The following is a 19,791-nucleotide window of genomic DNA, read 5'->3' as shown; positions in this document are numbered from 1 at the left end:
CGCCTGGCGTCTCTGCCTACCACATTGACCAACCTGAATATGCGCCCGCAATTGCTCTGGAGAACAACAAATGAAAATCGCGCTCGATCCCTACATGCATCGTCACCTCAGCCTGCCCGATCTGTGCCGCAAGACTGCTGAACTGGGCTATGAATACCTGGAGCTATCTCCCCGGGACGACTTCCTGCCATGGTGGGTACGCCCCCGCGCGCACAAGGAGCGCATCAGCGAGTTTAGAAAGGCGCTGCGCGACCACAACCTGCAGCTCGCTTCGTTGCTGCCAATGTACCGCTGGGCCAGCCCTCATGAGGATGAGCGCCGCGCGGCCGTGAATTACTGGAAGGAAGCGATCCAGATCGCTGTGGAGATGGGTTGCACGACCATGAACTCGGAATTCGGCCGAGGCCCCTCCCCTGATCGCGGCCATAAGGTCAGTTGCTGCGGTGGCTCCCACAGCCACGAATCCAGCGAAGCCGCCTGGTGGCGTTCCATGGAGGAGTTGGTGCCGGTGCTGGAAAAGGAAGGCGTGACTCTGAACGTCGAGCCCCACCCTGAAGACTGGTGCGAAACCCTTCAACCGGCGCTAGACATGCTGAAAACCATCGGCTCGCATAACGTCAAGTTTCTCTACTGCACGCCGCACACCTTCTACTTCGGTGATGACATGGCGAAGATGATCGCCGAAGCAGGACCGATGATCGCTCACGTGCACATCGCCGACACCTACAATCACAAGGCGTCATCCGGGTTGCGCTACATCGTCAACCCACCAGGAGCCAAGGTTACCGTGCACCAGCACATGGACATGCATCAGGGCGAAATCGACTGGGATCTGTTCTTCAGCTCACTGGCGAAAACCGGCTTCGACGGCATCGTCACCGCATGCGTATTCGGATGGGAAGAGCGCGCTGATGACTCAGGTCGCTACATGCGCCGCGAGATTCAGTCTTACGTCGATAAATACTTCAGATAGTAAGAAGAGGCCGCTTAGGCGGTCTCTTCTATTTAAACGGTTTTGCGCGATGCGGAGACTGATCACCCGATGATCAACTCCAGTTGCGATCCAGGTATACGTCACACGGCAGCGGCAGTGCGGCGCGCCTCGCCCTGCTTGAGCAACACAGTGTTAATCTCGACTCAAAAGCAGTGCGCTTATGGAGCATCCAACGGCAGCGGCCGTCTGTGCCATACGGGATAATTATCGTCCCTCCGTATTTCACGGGGGTTGCTGCATAAATCGTAAGAGTTACCTGCGCATTAATCGTTCTCCGGACCGCTATGCTCAGCTCGCGCTGGACCTGCGTGTCGGACCTACATGGAAAGTAAGAGGCCAGACTTATATCGCGTGGACATAAAATAGCGAATATGACTCAATGCCGTCGTTAGGTTGCGCAATGCCGGCATTTGAATAGTGAATCACTCTCAGACCTATTCTCTGCGTCTGGCCAAGCTTCAGGCCTGCACCAATGCGATTCTCGAAATTGAAGGCCGAGCCTAAATCTTGATCCCCTGAACGGCTGCCGGAAAATAGAGCGACCCCAATCCCAGCCTCGACAAAAGGCCTCACGTCACCCTGGCCAAACTCATAGACGAAAAAACAGGTGCAAACGAAAGTGAGTGACGCCCCCCTGCCTTTTCACCGCTTCCCCAATAGGTATATCCCAGATCCCAGTACCCCGTGAGTTTTCCCGTCGTGGAAGAAAGCCAGGCTTTGTTCCAATCGTATCCCAAAGCTGCACGCGCAGTAAGATCGCCTTGAGATGTGGCCCCCAATGCCCCCGATAATTCAGCGCCTTCTGCGGCTGTAGCCAAAAAGGACAGCAGACCAACTGCAAACTGTTTTTTAATCGAAAACGCGCTCATACACCTTTCCACTCCATTGCATTTTTCAGTCAGTCCAGGAGGCTGATACGAGGTCGCCTAAACGGCACAACCGCTCGAAATGCGCCAAGCCCTCGATAAATCCGGCGCTTAAAAACACAAACGTGATTTCACGTATGGGGTCAACCCACCACATTGTCGACCCACCGCCAACGGCGTAGAAGGTTTCTGGCGAAGCCGTGAAACCAGCACCGTTGATATAATGCCCCGAACCTCTAACATAGCCACCCAGCAAGGAGAAGTTGGCTGGATATTCAGGCAGGCCGTGAGCTTCGCGGTACGCATCCCATGCACCATTGCCCATGTTCCCTGTATGATTTTGCGCAGCATAGGCTTGCAGCGCTGGGGATATCAGCCGCTTGCCTGATAACGCGCCGCCTGGACGCAAGGCCTCTGCAAAAAGCAACACATCGTCAACAGTGCTGAACGCACCACCAGCGGGGTGCTCGCTGTCCTCCTGCAAGTGAAGGTTGAGCAAAGCCGCGGTCTGCGCGGTGTTAGCGTTGCTATTACGCTCGGTAAAAGCGACGGGTACACGGCCCGGCGTATCGGGCGACAGACCGTAACAGGTCTGGTGCATGCCCAGAGGCTCGAACAAGTCCTCCCGCGCGATATCGCGAAATGACCGCTTAAGCGGATCGGTCACGACCAGCAGCTGGCCGAGCACTGCGTAGCTCGCGAACGGGTTATAGACCACTCGCTCGCCCGGCGTATTAGTGGCGGGCAACGCGGATACAGCCGCGACGTTTCTGGCCAATTGCCCAAGGTCGCTGGGGGCAAGCGGCGGTGGCGGAACGAAGCTGGCGTAGGTGCCTGCAGTGTGGGTAAGCAACTGGCGGACAGTAACGCGCTGCTTGCCACCGGCTGCGAATTCGGGGATGAAATCGGCAACTCGTGTATCCAGAGTATATCGTCCTAGGTCGATCGCTCGAAGGGTCAAGGCTGCTGTGAAAGATTTCGACAACGACATCATCAGGTACAGATCATCGGGTGCGGCGGCGCGCCCAGGCGCAACAGTCCCAAAGCACTTGCGGTGCTGAATAACGCCTCTGTGGGCGACAATGATAGATGCCCCGAAATGCTTCCCTTGGTCTATATCAGACTGAATACTGGCGTCCAACCGGGACAGGGCATCCGCATTCAGGGTCAGCGCGTCTGAGGTGAGGGGTAAGGACATGGATACTCCTTTGTATAGTCAGTGGTGTAGACATACACTTTAGTTAAAATTCTATTTGAACTGCAAATAATTATTTTTCCTGAAGTGACTTGGGCGTACGAGTCGAGGGATAATAGTTGCCAGCCAACCTAGCAGGAACTGCAATGACCGCAGCACGCCGTACCCCCCGGGTCGATGGAGACCTGACCCGCAGCAAGATTCTAGAAGCTGCGGGATTACTGTTTGCTCAGGGCGGATATGCCGAAACGTCGAGTAAAGCTGTCGCCATGATGGCTGAGGTAGACCTCGCTGCAATCAACTACCACTTTGGCGGACGCAGCGGTCTTTATCAGGCAGTATTACTAGAAGGGCATCGGCGACTCATTAGCCTGGATACACTCATGGCACTGGAAGCTGGGTCTGGATCGGCCAAGCAGAAGCTCGGGCATTTCATTGATAGCCTCGTTGAGCGGATTTATTCCGAACACGGCTGGCCGGTTCGCGTATGTGCTCGAGAATTGCTGTCACCGTCGGTTCATTTCGAAGCACTGATGAACGATGGCATCCTGCCCAAATCGGAAATTATTCGCGGTTTCGTCGCGGCGATCGTGGGCCTGCCAAAAGATGATCCAGTGCTTTCACGATGCATGGTCTGCGTAATGGCGCCTTGTCTGATGCTGCTCGTTGGCAGCAGGGCGGCGCCAGCGCCAGTTCAAGACATGCTGACCCTGCCCGCACAATCGCTCGCTGAACACCTCAAATGCTTCACGCTAGCGGGGCTGGAAGGTGTCCGGCAATCGCTTTCGCCTGCGATGAATGTGTAGTGGTCAACTAATCCCGAATACAACGTCAAGCTTATCGGCTCTAGGTGGCGCCAGCCCGCCGTTGACCACTGAGCTCATGGACATGCGTACCGATACTGAGACAGCCTTGGCCAGAGTAATGGCGGTATTTGGCGCGGCGAAGTCGCACTGCGCTTATCTCCTTGCCAATCGACGTGCCAATAGCTTGAAAGTGATGGTGCACAACGGGATCGGTGTTTGGCGTGACGGCACGCCGTTTAAACCAGGGCAAGTTTCAATGGCCAGGCATTCGACAAGGTAGCGAGCTGGAAATGAATATTGAGCGACTTCGCATTGGTGCTCGGCCTGCCTAGGCAATGCGTTGGCGCTGGCACTACAATCACTACCCTTCAAAAGGCTGCAATTAACAGTCGAGCCTGCTGCCGTAGGCGTCTTGGCATGACTTCTTCGCCCAATCTCGACCAAATGACCGCCGACCAGCTGCGAGTATTCGCTGCTCAGTTGCTGTCGAGGTCGACAACATGAGCGGAAAGATTCACCGCGATGAGACCATCATCGAGCAACTGACCCACGAGATCGCCCTCCTCAAGCGCCACCGATTTGCCAACCGCAGCGAGCAGATCAGTCCTGAACAAGGCAGTTTGCTCGATGATCTGCTAAACACCGATTTTACCGAAAGCTGACCTCTACCTCGACTATAGCTGCTCTGGCCCTAGCCACACTACGGCTTCGTGCCAGGCCCCTTCGGACGTGAGTTCCTCAAGCGTTTCCAAGAGTATTTTCTCCCAACTCATCGCTAATCTTGAACGGCGCCGGTCTTTCAATGTTGTGATCGACACAACCGACCTGATCCCTGGTCGCTCGATCGAGTGCGCGACGAGGATGCCCTTTGCGATGTCTTGCTGGACAGCCGCATGAGCAAGAATGCAGTAGCCATGCCCTTCAGAAACCAGCCGCTTCATAAGACTGACGCTGTCCACCTCCAGGCGGGTTTTAAGTCGAAATCCATTCTGGGCCGCGACCTGCTCCAGGAGACGCCGATTGCTGTGAGGCAGTCCCGGCAATATCAAAGGCATATCAGCAAGTTCAGCAAGGCGCACCGATCTGATGGGCTCGCCTGGCGGGCCGACCAGGACCATCGGCTCGCTGAACAATGGACGCACGTCGAAGGACTCGATCAAGGGTTGGTTGTAGACGATAGCCACCTCAATTCTGCCGCTCAGCAACCATTCCTGCAGAGACGTGCTAAGCCCCTCAAGCACATGCAGCGAAGCCTTCGGCCAGCGCTCCTGAAATTTCGCTATCAGCTGAGGCCCGACCACTGTGCCAAGGGTCGGGGGCAGACCGACTGCCAAGTGTCCGCGTTCTACCGCACCGGCGTTGCGGACATGATCAGACGTCTCTTCTGCGAACCGCAGCATGACCTCCGCGCGCTCGAGCAGTCGTGAGCCAGCAGCGGTGAGCTCCACTCCTTTCCCGTGCCTGACAAACAGAGCGACCTGCAGCTCCTCTTCCAGTTTCGCGATCTGACGGCTCAAGGCCGGTTGGGCGATAAATAACTCGCGAGCGGCGCGGCTGAAGCTGCCGCAATGGGCAACTTTCGCAAAAGACCGGAGCTCTCTGATGTCCATGGCACTCTCCATGCTTTATGAGCATGGCTTTGTATCAAAATAAGGTTTTTGCGACTAGTACTGGTTTTTTCTATGCTCGGGTTATATGGCTCGTTGCTGGTTGATGGCGACCGCAACACGCGATACGACAAGAACAATGACGCCCTTAAGGGCGAGGAACAGCCATGAAACAGTTGAAGAAGCTCCACGTCCAGGTGCTCGTAGCACTGGTCGCTGCAGTCATCCTGGGCTTCGCTGCGCCCGAATGGGCCGTTGCGATGAAACCCCTTGGCCAGGCCTTTATCGCGCTCCTCAAGATGATGCTCGCGCCGATCGTCTTCGTGACTCTGGTGCATGGTCTGACGCATGTCCAGGACATGCGCAAACTAGGCCGGCTGGGCATCAAATCACTCCTCTATTTCGAAGTCGTCAGCACGGTTGCAATGATCATCGGATTCATTCTGGTGAACGTTGTACAGCCCGGTGTTGGGCTTCATGCCACGACAATGGCGGAGTCCAGTGAGGCTATTAAGGCCACCTCGGCAGCCGGCAGCGTGTCGATGGTCAACTATGCACTGAGCTTGATTCCGCACACCTTGGTCGATGCGTTCGCCAAAGGCGACATCATCCAGGTCCTCATCATTTCCGTGCTGGCGGGCATCGCCATCAACCGAGTCTGTGGCCCTGACTCTATTGCTGTTAAAGCGATTGATGAAGCGCAGAGCATTTTGTTCAAGATGCTCAGTTTCATCATGAAGCTGGCGCCGCTCGGAGCGTTCGGCGCCATGGCCGCGGCCATCGGAAGCTACGGTGGCGACACTCTGCTTTATCTGCTCAAGCTAATCGCGGTGTATTACGCAGCTTCACTGATTTTTGTCTTCGGCGTGCTGGGCTCTATCAGTTGGTCGATCGGCCTGCCATTTGGAAGCGTACTGCGGCTTATCCGGGATGAGATCCTGCTGGTGTTTGGCACCGCGTCTGGCGAGGTTGCCTTCCCACGCCTGATTGAAAAGCTCAAGCGAAGCGGATGCGATGAAGTGGTGGTCGGGTTTGTGCTGCCCGCGGGCTACAGCTTCAACCTGGACGGTACCGCCATCTACATGGCGATCGCTATTGGGTTCATTGCACAAGCGACCGATACGCCTTTCTCTCTGTGGCAACAACTGGGGTTGCTGGCAATCCTGAGTATCACCTCTAAAGGGGGCACCACCGTTGCTGGCGGCGCTTTCATCAAACTTGCTGCAACACTGCAGTCGGTCCAGACACTGCCTCTCAGTGGTCTCGGATTGCTCTTCGGCATTGATCGCATCATGGCCACTGCCACTGCCCTGACCAACATCGTGGGCAACACCATCGCCGTGTTTGCAATTGCGCGCTGGGAAGGCGCATTCAACCCCGAGGACTTCAAGCGCGAAACAGGCCGCATGCCGGGTCGCAGCCTTTTGCGCCCTCCGCCTGACGCTGAGCCTCTCGCTCAGAAAGAGCTGGTAACCAAATCACAAACTCAGTCCTAAAGCTGTCGAGGAACTCGCCATGAATCGTCTACCTCCAGTTGATCCCGACCACCTGAGCGATGCGCAGCAGGTTATTTACGAGCGCATTGCCAACGGCCCGCGCAAAGGCGTTCGAGGTCCATTGGCCATCTGGCTGCACCGCCCGGAACTGGCCGAATGCGCACAGGCACTGGGTCGCTATTGCCGCTATGACAGCTGCCTGGAGCCCCGCCTTTCAGAGCTCGCCATTTTAATGATGGGCCGTTATTGGCTGGCTGAGTACGAATGGGCGGCTCATAAGCCATTCGCCCTCGATGCAGGGTTGTCCCCCGACATTATCGACGCGGTTCGCGATGGTCAGAAGCCGCCCTTCGAGCGTGACGATGAAGAGCTGGTGTATCGCTTCATCCACGAATTGCATTCACAGCGATACGTGACAGACGAGACATACCAGCGGTTTATCGAAGTCCTTGGCAATGATGCCGCTGTCGATCTGGTCGGTATCGCCGGTTACTACACGCTGATCTCCATGACCATCAAGGTGTTTGAGGTACCGCCGCCTGCCGGCGTGCAGCCCGAACTCCCAGCTCAACTCTAATAAGGATCTCCCATGACTGAAGCACTTCCTAAAAGCGACCGCCTGAACGGCAAGGTCGCCATAGTCACAGGCGCAGGTTGCGTCGGCACTGGTTGGGGCAATGGGCGCGCAGTCGCTGTGCTTTTTGCACTGGCTGGAGCAAAAGTATTCGCCGTGGACCGCGACATGGGGCCCATGGAAGAGACACTCACCCGCATCAGAGAAGAGGGCGGTGATGTCACTCCTTACGTCTGTGACGTGACTGACAGTGCGGAGGTGGAGGCAATGGTCGCCGCGTGCAAGGACACCTACGGCAGCGTAGACGTCCTAGTGAATAACGTCGGTGGTTCGGCCCCTGGCGGCGCCGTTGCTCTCAGCGAAGAGAAATTCGACGCTCAAATTGCTCTCAACCTTAAGAGCGTGTTTCTGACCTGTAAGCATGTTCTGCCGCACATGGAAGCCCAAGGCAGCGGCTCGATCATCAACACGGCGTCAACGTCAGGAATCCGCTTCACCGGATCCGCGCAGGTGGCCTATGCCGCGAGCAAAGCCGGCGTTATCCAGTTAGGCCGCGTGACCGCTGTCGAATATGCCCCGAAGGGAATCCGGGTCAACACTGTCGTCCCTGGTCAACTCCATACGCCAATGGTTGAGGTCCGCTTGGCAGGACAGCGCACTGGTGGGGACGTCGGCAAGCTGCTCGATTCACGACTTGCCCGCATCCCGCTGGGCTTCATGGGCGACGGTCGCGATACAGCCTATGCGGCGCTGTATTTGGCCAGCGATGAATCACGCTTTGTGACAGGCACCGAAATCGTTGTCGACGGCGGCATGAGCGTGCGCTGCAACTGAAGCCCGGGCGTGGCCCTTAACCAGGCTTGCCATGCTCATCCAACAAAAATCAGAGCACTCCACCATGGCTGACTGGTCCAGCTTTCAGGCGTCCCGACGCCTTTTTATCAAACAAACAGCAACAGCCGCCGCCGGAGTCAGCCTTCTCGGTGGCGCGTTCACCCAGACTTCCGGAGCGACTATGCCCAGCCCATCTACAGCAACTGCTCTCTGGGACTGTCACACCCATATTTATGGACCGTGGGACCGCTTCCCTCTTCCGGCTAATGCGGCATATACGCCTGATCCGGCGCCTTTCGCGAATCTATTGGCGCTGCACGAAAAGCTGGGGATCAGTCGTGGAGTGTTGGTGCAGGCGGCGCCCTACGGGACAGACCACTCTGCGATTCTTTCTGCGATTGCCGAGAGCAAAGGGCGCTACAGAGGCGTCGGTTTGATCGACGAAAACACCTCCGATGCTGAGCTGCAGAGGCTCCATGAGGGTGGGTTACGGGGCATCCGATTCAACCTGATGGGCCATCTTCCCGGCGCCCGTGATCCTGAAAAATTACGTCATCTGGCCGAGCGTGTCGCGCCGTTGGGCTGGCATGTGCTGGTGCATGGTGAGCTCACCACGCTGCTCCCGTTCCTGCAGCAATGGCAGAACCTCAAAACACCATTGGTGATCGATCACATGGCCCGGCCGGACTTCACCCAGCCGACGGACACCAGCGCGTTTGCAGCACTGCAAGAGCAACTCAAGCGTCCCGATCGCTGGATTAAGTTATCGGGCATAGACCGCGCCATGCAGGGCCAGCCAGGACCGTGGCCAGACGCGCTGGATAAGGTTCGCCAGTTGCTCGAGTGCGCACCGGAACGAGCCATCTGGGGTTCCGATTGGCCGCACCCGAATATCAAGGGCCCAACGCCCAACGATGCTCAGCTTCTTGAGTTCATCGAGCAGGTTTGCGGCAACTCCGCGCTGCAAAAAGCAGTGCTTGTCGACAATCCGACCCGCCTCTATGGCTGACAAGCCGTCTGCAAATCGGCCTGATCTGGAGTCAACCATGAACGATCTAGAATGGCGTCCGAGTACCCGTGTGCCCGATCCCGCCGTCAAAGTGCTGGATCCGCGTTTCGCGCACTACCGACTTGCCCACGCCAAGGTCGAACGCCTGGCGACCGGCCTGCGCTGGGCTGAAGGTCCCGCCTGGTTCGGTGATGGACGCTATCTGCTGTTCACAGATTTACCGAACGATCGAATCATGCGCTGGGATGAGGCTAACGGCACGCTGGGCGTGTTTCGCCAGCCATCTAATCAGGCCAACGGCCTGACACGTGATCGCCAGGGTCGGTTGTTGGTATGCGAACACGGCGCAAGGAGCATCACTCGTACGGAGTACGACGGCTCGGTTACTGTCCTAGCCGACCGATTTGAGGGAATGCCCCTTAATTCGCCTAATGACATCGTGGTGAAGTCAGACGACAGCGTCTGGTTTACCGATCCGCCGTTCGGCCTGGTCAGCGATTACATGGGGCGCCAAGGGTCGCCGTCACTGCCGGCAAATGTGTATCGCCGGGACCCGGACGGCACCTTGCACTGCGTAGCCCGGGACCTTGAAGGTCCCAACGGACTGGCATTTTCCCCTGATGAAAAAAACTTCTATCTCGTCGAATCCAGAGCACGTCCGCGCAGGATCGTCGCCTACAGCGTCAATCAGGACGGCTGCCTGGAAAACCGGCGTCATCTGATTGATGCAGGCACAGGTTTACCAGACGGCTTGCGGGTAGATGTCGATGGCAATCTCTGGTGCGGCTGGGGGTCTGAGGAGCCGGGGCTGGACGGGGTAAGAATATTCGCTGCCGATGGCACAACCATTGGGCATATCGACTTGCCCGAGCGCTGCGCAAACCTCTGCTTCAGTGGTCCCCGCGGCAACCGTCTGTTGATGACTTCAACAACTTCTCTGTACTCACTGTTCGTAAACACGCGCGGCGTCTGAGACGCGCTCTAGGAAAGGTGGCCCTGTGATAAAAACAAGAAATACCCCTTTGATACTCTCGACCAGTCTGGTTGGGTTGCTGACGTTTTCACAACTCGTCGATGCAGCAGAACTGAAGGTCATCGCTAGCGGCGCACTCAAAGGCGCCATGGCACATCTGCAGCCCGCTTATGAAAAAGCCAGCGGTAATACGTTGGCGATCAGCTGGGGACCTTCGATGGGCAAATCTCCCGAATCCATTCCACAGCGCATCAAGCACCATGAACCCATGGACTTGGCAATCATGGCGAGCGAGACCCTCGACCTGCTCGCTCCGTCAGGCGCATTCGACCTGACCACGCGGCGCGATATCGCCGATTCTCCGATTGGCGTAGGCGTTCCCCACGGGCACGCACACCCGGACATCTCCACAGTGGCAGCACTCAAAGCGGCCTTACTGGCGGCGGACAAAGTCGCCTATTCACAAGGTGCGAGTGGCGTCTTCATTCGCTCGGAGCTATTCCAACGCTTGGGAATCGCCGAACAGCTCAAGGGCAAAACCCTGGAGGTTCAAGGCAAGGAGCTTGTGGGCACTGCACTGGCCCGTGGGGAGGCCGACATCGGCATGCAGCAAGTCAGTGAGCTGAAAGTGACACCAGGCGTGGATTACCTGGGACCGCTGCCCAAGGAGGTTCAGAAAGTCAGTCGTTTTTGCGCGACAGTCGCATCGCAGACCTCAAATGCCGTCGTGGCCCGAGAATTTGTTGAGTTTCTCGCCAGTCCTGCTGCCCACCAATTGCTAACGGAAAGCGGGCTGGAGCCCGTACAGAATTCGTCTAATCAAGGAGCTAAACAATGAACATGGTCTCCCGTTTTTTTGTAGGCGCATCGCTCAGCCTGGCGGTGGGATTTGCTTTTGCCGACGCACAGCTTGAGCACGAAATTGTCCGTTACGACAATGTGCAGATCGAGGTTAACTCCCAGGGAACCGGGCCTGTCGTCGTCATGCTCCCTTCCCTCGGAAGGTCAGGGCGCGACTACGACAAGGTTGCTCAATATCTTCAGGAAGATGGCTTCCGTGTCGTCAGACCAGAGCCCCGCGGTATTGGGAAAAGCAAAGGCCCGATGGAAAACCTGTCGGTTCATGACTTTGCCCGAGATGTGGCGGCGGTCGTCGAGCATGAAAACAAAGGACCTATAGTGGTCGTCGGACACGCCTGGGGTAATTTTGCAGCACGAATGCTCGCTGCCGATCGTCCTGACCTTGTTCGCGGGGTTGTGATGGCAGCTGCATCGGCAGGTAAGGTGCCACCTGGGTCGACCGAAAAACCTATCAACGCCGAAATGCGCCAAGCCATCGATGGGGCCGGCGATCTTTCTCTGAGCAAAGAACAGCGTCTCGTTTATCTAAAAAAGGCATTCTTCGCGCCGGGTAATGACCCATCTGTGTGGCTTGATGGCTGGCACGAAGCAACCCATGACGCCGAGTCCCATGCGCGCAATACAACGCCTGTCGACGACTACTTTGCGGCTGGCAAGGCACCGATTCTGGACCTGCAAGGCGAAGCCGACACAGTGGCACCAAGACGCTTTTCAGGTGTACTCAAGAGCATGTTGGGTGATCGAGTCCAAGTTGTGGTGCTGAAAAATGCAGGACATGCGATGGCTCCTGAGCAGCCAAAGGCGATGGCTGACGCCATCGCAGCATTTGCGAAGGCCCAATACGCACGTTAAGGTCGCGGAGTAATCAAAACAGGCGCCCAAGGGCGCCTGTTTTACTTTCAGCAACGCGAAAGCTTTTGTCTGGATACCGGTTAGCTTGGCCTTAACTCGTCAGTTCCCGGCTGGTTTCACTGGAATGAGTACGACATGATCGATTGGGACAGCCTGCGTTTTTTCTCTGCGTTTGCCCGAGTAGGTTCGCTGGCAGCTGCGGCCCGATTGCTAGGAGTCGAGCATGCCACTGTGGCTCGCCGGATAGCGGCACTCGAGACTTCATTGAATATGAAACTTGTAGACCGCCGAGGCCATGCCTACCAGCTCACCGAAGACGGGGTGAGGGTGAGCAAGTACGCAGCGCAAGGGCTTCACGATCGAAGATTTCTTGCGTCGTCAGGTTCGTCATGGCTGTCCGATTATTTTTATAGTGGTTTCCAAGAGAATATGGGAACGGGAGGCAGCGTCGCCAAGACCGAATTCCCATGGCTATCCATAACACCGCGGCATGGAGCGGAGATCCCGAGCAAGCTGAAAAAAGATGGGGGTTCTATGCCCGGGCGGCATGGACTGGCATGAGAAATTGGTATTTGAAGTACGAGCATGGGTATCGGAGCCTGCCTGCAGATGGCTATCCAACTAACAACTATAAAAAGCTCTGTATGTACGCCAAATATGTTCTGCCTTCGCTATTTCTTACCGGCATCGCTGCCTTGAATAACCCCGCGTTTGCCACCGATGCAGCTGTTCGCACCATTACGGCTGAAGCTGGCAATGTGCATATCGAGGCTCTCGATCAGGCCAAGGGCCCTTGATCGTGATTTTGCCTTCCAAGGGTCGTGGAGCCCATGACTATGATGAGGTCGCACGTTACCTTGCCAAGGATGGGTACCGCGTCATCCGTCCCGAACCGAGAGGCGTTAATGGCAGTAAAGCGCCTATGGAGCCCCCTACCCTTCACGATTTCGCTGCTGACGTTGCGTTGGTCATGGACCACGAAAAAAGTGGGCCGGCTATCATCGTGGGGCACGCTTGGGGGAGCCAGCCTGCGCGCGTTCTAGCCGTTGATAGGCCGGATCTTGTGAAAGGTATTGTGCTCGCCTCTGCGTCGATCGGGAAATTGCCTCCTGGATCGTCTGAAAAGCCTTATGGCCGCATGGTCGAGGCCATCAAGGGAGCGAGCGATTACTCGCTGCCGGAGGCTAAGCGCATTGAGTATCTGCAAGAAGCTTTCTTTGCTCCGGGCAATGACGTTCGGGCATGGCTGCCTGGATGGTATGACGCTACGCACAAGGCTCAGGACCATGCTCGCGACACCACGCCCGTCGAAAGCTACTGGTCTGGCGGCAAGGTTGTTCCTATCCTCGACCTGCAGGGCGAGAAAGACGCAGTTGTTTTGCGCAATATCCTGAAGCCCATGCTGGGTGACAGGGTCGAGCACGTCGTTATCAAAGGCGCTGGGCATGCAATGGCTCCAGAGCGGCCACGAGAAATGGCCGATGCGATCACCTCCTTTGCTCACCGGGTGTATGGCCAAAAATAAGGTCCAGCTAGTCGGCTCAGAGCAAGCTCTGAAGATCCATTGAAAAGCTTTGCCTGTTCATCCGCATGATCGGGCAATGCGAACTCAATGGCCCTCATCAGCTAGTGATCCAACGGAGGTCTACGATGATTACTAGTAAATCAACCGATCATTACGTGGAGTCTGGTGCGCTACTTCTCGTTTTACTGGAGCCCCCCTCGCTCCTGGAGGAGGAATTCAATGACTGGTACGACTATGAGCATTTTCCCCAAAGGCTCAGCACGCCTGGTTTCATCAACGGCCAAAGGTGGGTAGCCATACACGGCTGGCCCCGGTATCTGGCGCGATACACGCTGGAAAACTACGCAATATTCGACTCAGCCGAATACCGGGCAATCTCCGGAGCGAACAACAGTCCCTGGAGCAAACGCATCTTACCGAGAACGATTGGAAGACAACGGCTTGCGGCTCAGATGTTGTCCCAGAAGGCTAGCAATCGGACAGCGATCTCTCTGGGCTTAATCACCTGGCCACTAGACGATCCAGATTTAGCTGCAGAAATAATGGCTCAAGCAAGTGTGTTTGTCAGCGCATTGCCTGGCGTTATCGAGTACCAATGGGCTCAGACGGAGGGGCAACTGGTTTGCGTTCTGGGTTTTAATCATGTGCAGACCCCAGACATGCTGGCGAGCCTAGCCCGTATCGGCGACGTAGGTGCTAGCAAGCTAAATGTATACGTGCGCTACACCAGGTAGGCCCTAGCGTCCCGGCTACTAGCAGTCCAGCGGGGTTACTTGTCGAAGGGGTCTCAGAATTTAACGTAAATCCCGTTTATGCGTGATGGGCTACAGGAGTCCGTTCAGTTTCTTCAGTTCTTCAAATCGTCAGCTTAGACGGGTAATTCTCTAGCTCGGTCGATTTGCCGAGCACATATGTTACTGACGCCCCACCGCTGACGCCGCTGGAGCTAACGCTGGAATTGTACGTCACTGCCGAAATCAACACCCATCCTTCAGCCAATGCAGCATTTGCTGCGGCCTCCCCGATGACCTGCTTGACCTTCTTCACTTGATCTAACTGCATGACGGCTCCTGGCACCATGGGGTGACCGTTCCAGCCTGGCCCGGCCTGGATCCTTTTCTGTTAGTTATGCTTGCCGCGATCACTCGGTTATTGCCGCACTAAGCGCAACGTTGAATTTGTGACTGGAGCCGAGACAGATGATCGACCTAGTTGTTGTCAATGGGCACAGCCCCGTCGTCAGGTAACGCGTCAGCGCCATCCAGCGTTTCCAGCGTTTAAGGCTGTAATCCAGGGCTTTGGCTATTGCCGATTCGTTGGGCACCAGGTCACTCTGGGCCAACATCCAGTCATGCAGCGTTTTGATTTCGCCACCAAATGCTTGCTACTAAAACTCAATGATAGCTATCACGCACGGAAGGTATCGTCACGCTGCCAGAGCTTAGCAGAATTGTCATCTGCGTTTCGTTCAAAGGAGGGCTGAATAGGTAGCCTTGTCCTTCTTGGCAGCCACTACGTTGCAGAAATCCAAACTCCAAAGCGTCTTCAATACCTTCAGCCACTACACAGTGCTGCAGACTTTTACCCATCGCAAGGATTGCGGCGACCACTGCAGCGTTATCTGCCCGCAAGTTAATATGCCGGATGAAGGATTGGTCGATCTTCAATACGTCAAAGGGCAATTGAGTGAGATAAGCCAAGCTGGAATAACCAGTTCCGAAATCGTCAAGTGCTAGGGTGAGCCCCGCGGTTTTGAGACGCAGTAGAGCCTGTCGATTCACTGGCAGGTCAGCCATAAGCACGCTCTCAGTGAGCTCAAGCTGTAGAGACCCACGCGCGATACCTGTCTCCTCTAGAATCGACAGGATATTGTCGATATAACCGGTATACGATAATTCAATAGTCGAGACGTTGACAGCCACACTTAAATTTCTGAACCCTTGGTCTTCCCATCGCTTGATTTGTTGGCAAACATTGCGCACCACCCAATTACCAATTGGAACGATTAATCTGCTGTCCTCGGCAACACTGATAAAGCGCGAGGGCAAAATCGTGCCGTCTCGCGGATGACACCATCGCAGCAATGCCTCTACACCAGTGATCCGGCCACTGCTTAGATCCACTTTAGGCTGATAATAAAGGGTGAACTGATCAAGACGAAGGGCGTTCCGCAGATCTGCTTCGATGGTTTGGCGTTCGACAGCAGTAGCACTCATGGTCGGCCGGAAGAATTGAAAGCGATTACGTCCCTTAGCTTTAGCCTCGTAAAGCGCAGTGTCTGCATGCTTGACTAAGTCTTCGGCGTTAGATGCATCAGAGGGGAAAAACTTATTCCGATACTCGCTGAGATGTAAAGCGTGGTCTGATTGACCTGGTGTCCCGCATTGATTGACTCCAAAATCTTCTTGGCAATAAATTCGACGTTATCATTTAGCTGCAACGCTGGCAGGAGCACCACGAACTCGTCACCGCCCTGACGACACACTGTATCCGAAGCCCGAACGCTTCGGGTCATCGCACCTGCCACGGCAAATAGAAGCTGATCGCCTACAGTATGACCTAGTGAATCATTGATGTATTTGAAATTGTCCAGATCAATGAACATCACTGCCAAGCGATGGTTATCACGCTGCGCTGCGCGCACCGCTTGCTCCAAGCGATCCTGAAACAGAACGCGATTAGGCAACTGCGTGAGGTAGTCATACTCGGCCAGATAGGTCATTTTCACCTTCATCGCGCGAGCTTCCGAGACGTCGTGAAACACCATTACGGCGCCTGCAAGATTGCCGTGATTGTCAATGATCGGTGCAACCGAGTCCTCTATATCTACCCGGGTACCGTCGCGCTTAATCAGTACTGCACCCGCACTTAAACCCGTTGCAGAACGCGTCTGTAGAGCTGCATGTACCGGATGTGATTCATCCCCAAGGGAGTCATCGATCTCGATGGACATCACCTTGGCAATCGATTGTCCTTTAGCTTCGGAGCTGGTCCAGCCAGTCAGCACTTCGGCAGCAGGATTGATGAAATCGGTATTGCCATAGGCATCGACGCTTACCACGCCATCACTGATCGCATTGAGCGTAGCCCCGGCCCGTACGTTACTCCTCTCCACTTCTCTTTTTAAGCGAAAGTCCAAGATCAGATCGCGAATAACTTGGATACCAATACGTTGGTCCTTTGAATCAACCGGGACAAAACCCTGAGCTCCACACGTTACGAATAATTTAGCAGCTCTGCTCTGCAGTTCGGTTCCAACCATCAATATAGGCGTGAAGGACACTAATTCATGAAACTCAACGAATTTCCTCAAATCCTTGAAGCGTCCGCGAGCCATGCTTACGATAATGACGTCGGCTAATTGTTTTTCTAAATGACTTACCACCGATGCGGCAGTGCTGAAAAAACTTAGCCGCCAAGGCCTACCCGTAGCCGAAAAATGATCAAGAAATGTCGCGTTTTCGCTAATCCCACAAAGAATTAATACAGAAACGGTCATACTTCCTTGTCCCTGAGGATTTCAAGAGCACGAAATCAAATGCCTGTGCGGTATGGGTACAACACAGGGTGGGACGCACATGCCAACAACATCTCACCTCCGTAACTAAATAGCTAGGCGTATTCTGGTATTCTTAGTAATTTTTTTGCCCATATCAGGTCGGGCGTGGGCCGCTCAAGCAATCTCCACCGATGCAAAACCGGCTTCCGCCTAAATCCCGACAGTCAAGAATTCAACCGTCACGACCTAAAGCTGCTCCACGCTGAACGGTTCGCCAAGGCATAATGATTGCACCCTTCGGCAGGGATCCCGCGTCGGCAAACCCCAGATAAAAAAAAGTAGACATTCGCTACTGATCGCGTCTGACCCCAGCATTTTTAATGTTCGAGTGATCGCTGTAATCCAAGGAGACTTGAGCCTTGGATTACAGCGGCCAGCAAGAGAGGAACGGCACCTTGGGTGCCTCTCCCCGCCCTCCTACAATCCCCCAAAAGTAATTGCCAGCTATGGCATTTCTGTCGAGTGTATGACGTGCTAACCACTTCCACCAAGGACACTTGCGTCTTGGACGCGAAGATCATGTCGGCATTGCCCGGGGCTTGAAGCCAAGCGCCAGTGAGGCCGATTTCGAACCGGTAGCCTTGCGCGTCCGCTTCCACATCCTTGAGGTAGATGCGGTCCAGGTCTTGGTTATAGAGCATTTTCAGAGTGTTCCCGGAGCCGTCTCCGTACCCGGTGTAACCCAAAGCGGACACTTCGATCTTGTCGTTGTTGTCCGCGAACCGGGCAATCAGATCCACACAGCTAGGGCGTCCGTGCGGTAGCTGTCAGTCGCCGCCGTATGGCGGAACACGTCAGCGTCGTTGGTGACGTTGCGGCCAGAGGGCTGGTTAGAACGCTGCCTTCAAGCGAGCGCCAGCATAGGCCTGCGCTTCCTGAGCCTTTTCCACCACCGCAGCGGTGCCGAAAAACTCGTGGGTCACGCCGTCATACAGTTTGCGCTCCACGCTTACGCCCTGGTTTCGCAACGCCTGCTCCAGTTGCGCACCGTCATCACGCAGCGGGTCGATCTCGGCGTTGATCAGAGTCACTGGCGGCAGACCGTGAAGGTTGGCGTGCACAAGGTCCAAGCGTGGATCCTTCAGATCGGCAGAGCTTTTGGTCACATTGGCCACGAACCAAAGCATCATGGGGCGATTAAGTGGCTTGGCGTCAGCGTACTTCAAGTACGACTCGGTGTTGGTCGTGGTCTGCCCCACTGGGTACACAGCAATCACACTCTTGGGCGAGGTCAGGCCCTGATCGCGTGCTGCCACAGCGGTGGCGAGCGCCAGATTGCCGCCGGCGCTTTCGCCGGCCAACGCTAGGCGTTTAGGGTCTCCGCCAATGCTAGCAGCGTTGGTAGTGAGCCAGCGGTAGGCAGCAACAGCGTCTAGATGGGCTGCCGGGAATTTATATTCTGGCGCGCGACGGTAGTCCACTGACACTACGATAGCATTGGCCTGCTTGGCCAGGCCGCGGGCGCCACCGTCATACACGGTACGGTCCGCGATCACCCAACCGCCGCCGTGGAAATACAGCACTACCGGGAATGGTCCGTTACCAGCAGGGGTATAGACGGTTGCTGGCAAGTTCCCTGCAGCACCGGCTACGGTGATCTCATGGGTTGCCACGCCCGGGACCAGTGCTGTGGGGCTGCTGTCACGCTTCTGGTCGGCCAGTACCCGCTTTACGCCATCAGCCACAGTAGGCTGTTTACGGGCTTCGTCCGGCGTGATTTTTTCAATGGCTTTAGGATCGAACGCCGCTTGGGCGTTAAGCACTTTCTGCATGTCGCTGTCAGTGCGGAACAAGCTTTTGGTCGAGCTGACAGCTAATTCCGACAAGGTAGGTTTTTCCGGATCGCGAGCGCAACCGGCTAAGGTTGCCAAGCTGACGGCGGTTACTGCAGCAACCAATGCACAACGTATTGGATGGGACGAACGCATGGTGAATCCTCGATGGGTTCAGCTATGGCCATGAAAGTGGCGGCAGGCGCATCAGGAGCCGCTCCTATGCTTTGTCCGAGGAAAACAAGTAGTGTTCAAGGCAGACAACCGTTATACGGATCGGCGGTAGGGAGCTAAACCTAACTCTGCGCGCGAGTACTACCAATGCGAGCAACTAAGTCATGCAGCGGCCTACGTGAAGAAGGCTTGGATTGAGGTCGACTACTTTGGTCCATGGGCTCAGAGCAACGGCGGTCACCAATGCCAGCTCGGCCTGCTGCTTGCTCTACGAATCAAGGCCAGGCCCTGGGCCATGCCAACATCAGCACAACCAGATCTACGATCGGCGGGAGAACTTGGCTGAAGATTCACCGACCTACAAGGTGAAGTATTGATAGAAGGAATAGAAAAAGCTCGGTTTCTGGGGATCGAATTCAAAGCCGAGGATATAGTAATCGCATTTAGGAATATTCAATTTAACGGGGTATAGGTGTCCGATTTTGTAGGTGGCAAGTCAAGTCAGTTGGGGTGCACATTCGGGAAAACCGCGGCGGCACGCGATCCCCTTGGTAGAGTTGTGGTTGGCTCGTTGGGCCCATTCGCCTAATGCAAGGAAGAGAGTACTTACGACGGGTGGGCTCCTTCTATCTCGCATCCTCCGATGCTGCGTTTTCCTACCGGCACAATCGCCTTGCGATGGCATCTTATTCCC

General features: G+C 55.6%; 19 protein-coding genes and 5 pseudogenes. 15 read left to right on the top strand and 9 right to left on the bottom strand.

Going from position 1 to position 19,791, the window contains the following annotated elements; all coding sequences use genetic code 11:
- Positions 1-70: 70 nt before the first annotated feature.
- Entirely contained in the window at positions 71-973 is a 903-nt protein-coding gene (locus B3I26_RS28500) for a sugar phosphate isomerase/epimerase family protein (RefSeq protein ID WP_296262748.1), read from the top strand.
- A gap of 363 nt (positions 974-1,336) precedes the next feature.
- On the opposite strand, the pseudogene B3I26_RS28495 reads toward B3I26_RS28500, so the two are convergent.
- Positions 1,337-1,848, bottom strand: a pseudogene (locus tag B3I26_RS28495) (acyloxyacyl hydrolase).
- Positions 1,849-1,888: 40 nt separating this feature from the next.
- A complete protein-coding gene (locus B3I26_RS28490; protein ID WP_296262747.1) occupies positions 1,889-3,058 on the bottom strand; it encodes a serine hydrolase domain-containing protein in 1,170 nt (389 codons plus the stop codon).
- Positions 3,059-3,201: 143 nt separating this feature from the next.
- Between B3I26_RS28490 and B3I26_RS28485 the strand changes: the two genes are divergently transcribed.
- A complete protein-coding gene (locus B3I26_RS28485) occupies positions 3,202-3,861 on the top strand; it encodes a TetR/AcrR family transcriptional regulator (protein ID WP_296262746.1) in 660 nt (219 codons plus the stop codon).
- A 417-nt stretch (positions 3,862-4,278) separates the two neighbouring features.
- Positions 4,279-4,508, top strand: a pseudogene (locus B3I26_RS28475) (transposase domain-containing protein); the annotation flags it as partial.
- A 27-nt stretch (positions 4,509-4,535) separates the two neighbouring features.
- On the opposite strand, the gene B3I26_RS28470 reads toward B3I26_RS28475, so the two are convergent.
- Positions 4,536-5,471 carry a LysR family transcriptional regulator gene (locus B3I26_RS28470; RefSeq protein WP_296262744.1) on the bottom strand — a complete coding sequence of 312 codons (936 nt, stop codon included), beginning with the start codon at positions 5,469-5,471 and terminating at the stop codon, positions 4,536-4,538.
- Positions 5,472-5,635: 164 nt separating this feature from the next.
- Between B3I26_RS28470 and B3I26_RS28465 the strand changes: the two genes are divergently transcribed.
- The 11 genes and pseudogenes from B3I26_RS28465 (at position 5,636) to B3I26_RS28415 (ending at position 14,326) form a co-directional block, all read left to right on the top strand.
- Entirely contained in the window at positions 5,636-6,964 is a 1,329-nt protein-coding gene (locus tag B3I26_RS28465; protein WP_296262743.1) for a cation:dicarboxylate symporter family transporter, read from the top strand.
- A 19-nt stretch (positions 6,965-6,983) separates the two neighbouring features.
- On the top strand, positions 6,984-7,541 hold the full coding sequence (locus B3I26_RS28460) for a carboxymuconolactone decarboxylase family protein (RefSeq protein ID WP_296262742.1): 558 nt from the start codon (positions 6,984-6,986) through the stop codon (positions 7,539-7,541).
- Positions 7,542-7,553: 12 nt separating this feature from the next.
- Positions 7,554-8,372, top strand: a complete 819-nt coding sequence (locus tag B3I26_RS28455; RefSeq protein WP_296262741.1) for an SDR family NAD(P)-dependent oxidoreductase — start codon at positions 7,554-7,556, stop codon at positions 8,370-8,372.
- 31 nt (positions 8,373-8,403) lie between these two features.
- Positions 8,404-9,381 carry an amidohydrolase family protein gene (locus B3I26_RS28450; RefSeq protein ID WP_296262740.1) on the top strand — a complete coding sequence of 326 codons (978 nt, stop codon included), beginning with the start codon at positions 8,404-8,406 and terminating at the stop codon, positions 9,379-9,381.
- A gap of 37 nt (positions 9,382-9,418) precedes the next feature.
- Positions 9,419-10,354 (top strand): SMP-30/gluconolactonase/LRE family protein, encoded by a 936-nt coding sequence (locus B3I26_RS28445; protein WP_296262739.1) that lies wholly within the window; start codon positions 9,419-9,421, stop codon positions 10,352-10,354.
- Between the two features lie 49 nt (positions 10,355-10,403).
- Positions 10,404-11,192: a substrate-binding domain-containing protein gene (locus tag B3I26_RS28440; protein ID WP_296262738.1), complete on the top strand. Its 789-nt coding sequence runs from the start codon at positions 10,404-10,406 to the stop codon at positions 11,190-11,192.
- Positions 11,189-12,067, top strand: coding sequence for an alpha/beta fold hydrolase (locus tag B3I26_RS28435; RefSeq protein ID WP_296262737.1), 879 nt, complete (start codon positions 11,189-11,191; stop codon positions 12,065-12,067). The genes B3I26_RS28440 and B3I26_RS28435 overlap by 4 nt, the downstream gene beginning before the upstream one ends.
- Before the next feature lie 135 nt (positions 12,068-12,202).
- Positions 12,203-12,415, top strand: a pseudogene (locus tag B3I26_RS28430) (LysR family transcriptional regulator); the annotation flags it as partial.
- Between the two features lie 119 nt (positions 12,416-12,534).
- Positions 12,535-12,864 (top strand): hypothetical protein, encoded by a 330-nt coding sequence (locus tag B3I26_RS28425; protein WP_296262783.1) that lies wholly within the window; start codon positions 12,535-12,537, stop codon positions 12,862-12,864.
- A 2-nt stretch (positions 12,865-12,866) separates the two neighbouring features.
- A complete protein-coding gene (locus tag B3I26_RS28420; protein ID WP_296262781.1) occupies positions 12,867-13,592 on the top strand; it encodes an alpha/beta fold hydrolase in 726 nt (241 codons plus the stop codon).
- Positions 13,593-13,717: 125 nt separating this feature from the next.
- On the top strand, positions 13,718-14,326 hold the full coding sequence (locus B3I26_RS28415; RefSeq protein WP_296262736.1) for a DUF4286 family protein: 609 nt from the start codon (positions 13,718-13,720) through the stop codon (positions 14,324-14,326).
- Positions 14,327-14,447: 121 nt separating this feature from the next.
- Here the strand turns inward: B3I26_RS28415 and B3I26_RS28410 are convergent, their stop codons facing one another.
- The 6 genes and pseudogenes from B3I26_RS28410 to B3I26_RS28385 form a co-directional block, all read right to left on the bottom strand.
- Entirely contained in the window at positions 14,448-14,654 is a 207-nt protein-coding gene (locus B3I26_RS28410) for a hypothetical protein (RefSeq protein WP_296262735.1), read from the bottom strand.
- A gap of 149 nt (positions 14,655-14,803) precedes the next feature.
- A pseudogene (locus tag B3I26_RS28405) lies at positions 14,804-14,949 on the bottom strand (IS66 family transposase); the annotation flags it as partial.
- A 37-nt stretch (positions 14,950-14,986) separates the two neighbouring features.
- The gene (locus tag B3I26_RS28400) at positions 14,987-15,808 is read right to left on the bottom strand and encodes a putative bifunctional diguanylate cyclase/phosphodiesterase (protein ID WP_296262734.1); all 822 of its coding nucleotides are present in this window, start codon (positions 15,806-15,808) and stop codon (positions 14,987-14,989) included.
- Positions 15,809-15,882: 74 nt separating this feature from the next.
- Positions 15,883-17,091: a diguanylate cyclase domain-containing protein gene (locus B3I26_RS28395; RefSeq protein ID WP_296262733.1), complete on the bottom strand. Its 1,209-nt coding sequence runs from the start codon at positions 17,089-17,091 to the stop codon at positions 15,883-15,885.
- 377 nt (positions 17,092-17,468) lie between these two features.
- Entirely contained in the window at positions 17,469-17,891 is a 423-nt protein-coding gene (locus B3I26_RS28390) for a hypothetical protein (protein WP_296262732.1), read from the bottom strand.
- 90 nt (positions 17,892-17,981) lie between these two features.
- Complete coding sequence (locus tag B3I26_RS28385; protein ID WP_296262731.1) at positions 17,982-18,977, bottom strand: alpha/beta hydrolase; 996 nt, start codon at positions 18,975-18,977, stop codon at positions 17,982-17,984.
- A 292-nt stretch (positions 18,978-19,269) separates the two neighbouring features.
- Here B3I26_RS28385 and B3I26_RS29050 point away from each other — a divergent pair.
- Positions 19,270-19,474: pseudogene (locus tag B3I26_RS29050) on the top strand (integrase); the annotation flags it as partial.
- Positions 19,475-19,791: the final 317 nt, after the last annotated feature.

The organism is Pseudomonas sp. UBA5706, from assembly GCF_002419965.1.
In the GTDB taxonomy this organism is placed as follows: Bacteria; Pseudomonadota; Gammaproteobacteria; order Pseudomonadales; family Pseudomonadaceae; genus Aquipseudomonas.
The sequence above is the reverse complement of the archived record's forward strand: the minus strand, read 5'-3'. Positions and strand labels throughout refer to the sequence as shown.

Coding starts and splice junctions, on each gene's coding strand:
- B3I26_RS28460 (WP_296262742.1), top strand. CDS start 6,984: ATGAATCGTCTACCTCCAGTTGATCCCGACCACCTGAGCGATGCGCAG.
- B3I26_RS28465 (WP_296262743.1), top strand. CDS start 5,636: ATGAAACAGTTGAAGAAGCTCCACGTCCAGGTGCTCGTAGCACTGGTC.
- B3I26_RS28445 (WP_296262739.1), top strand. CDS start 9,419: ATGAACGATCTAGAATGGCGTCCGAGTACCCGTGTGCCCGATCCCGCC.
- B3I26_RS28410 (WP_296262735.1), bottom strand. CDS start 14,654: ATGCAGTTAGATCAAGTGAAGAAGGTCAAGCAGGTCATCGGGGAGGCC.
- B3I26_RS28415 (WP_296262736.1), top strand. CDS start 13,718: ATGATTACTAGTAAATCAACCGATCATTACGTGGAGTCTGGTGCGCTA.
- B3I26_RS28400 (WP_296262734.1), bottom strand. CDS start 15,808: ATGAGTGCTACTGCTGTCGAACGCCAAACCATCGAAGCAGATCTGCGG.
- B3I26_RS28450 (WP_296262740.1), top strand. CDS start 8,404: ATGCTCATCCAACAAAAATCAGAGCACTCCACCATGGCTGACTGGTCC.
- B3I26_RS28395 (WP_296262733.1), bottom strand. CDS start 17,091: ATGACCGTTTCTGTATTAATTCTTTGTGGGATTAGCGAAAACGCGACA.
- B3I26_RS28425 (WP_296262783.1), top strand. CDS start 12,535: ATGGCTATCCATAACACCGCGGCATGGAGCGGAGATCCCGAGCAAGCT.
- B3I26_RS28490 (WP_296262747.1), bottom strand. CDS start 3,058: ATGTCCTTACCCCTCACCTCAGACGCGCTGACCCTGAATGCGGATGCC.
- B3I26_RS28435 (WP_296262737.1), top strand. CDS start 11,189: ATGAACATGGTCTCCCGTTTTTTTGTAGGCGCATCGCTCAGCCTGGCG.
- B3I26_RS28485 (WP_296262746.1), top strand. CDS start 3,202: ATGACCGCAGCACGCCGTACCCCCCGGGTCGATGGAGACCTGACCCGC.
- B3I26_RS28455 (WP_296262741.1), top strand. CDS start 7,554: ATGACTGAAGCACTTCCTAAAAGCGACCGCCTGAACGGCAAGGTCGCC.
- B3I26_RS28500 (WP_296262748.1), top strand. CDS start 71: ATGAAAATCGCGCTCGATCCCTACATGCATCGTCACCTCAGCCTGCCC.
- B3I26_RS28470 (WP_296262744.1), bottom strand. CDS start 5,471: ATGGACATCAGAGAGCTCCGGTCTTTTGCGAAAGTTGCCCATTGCGGC.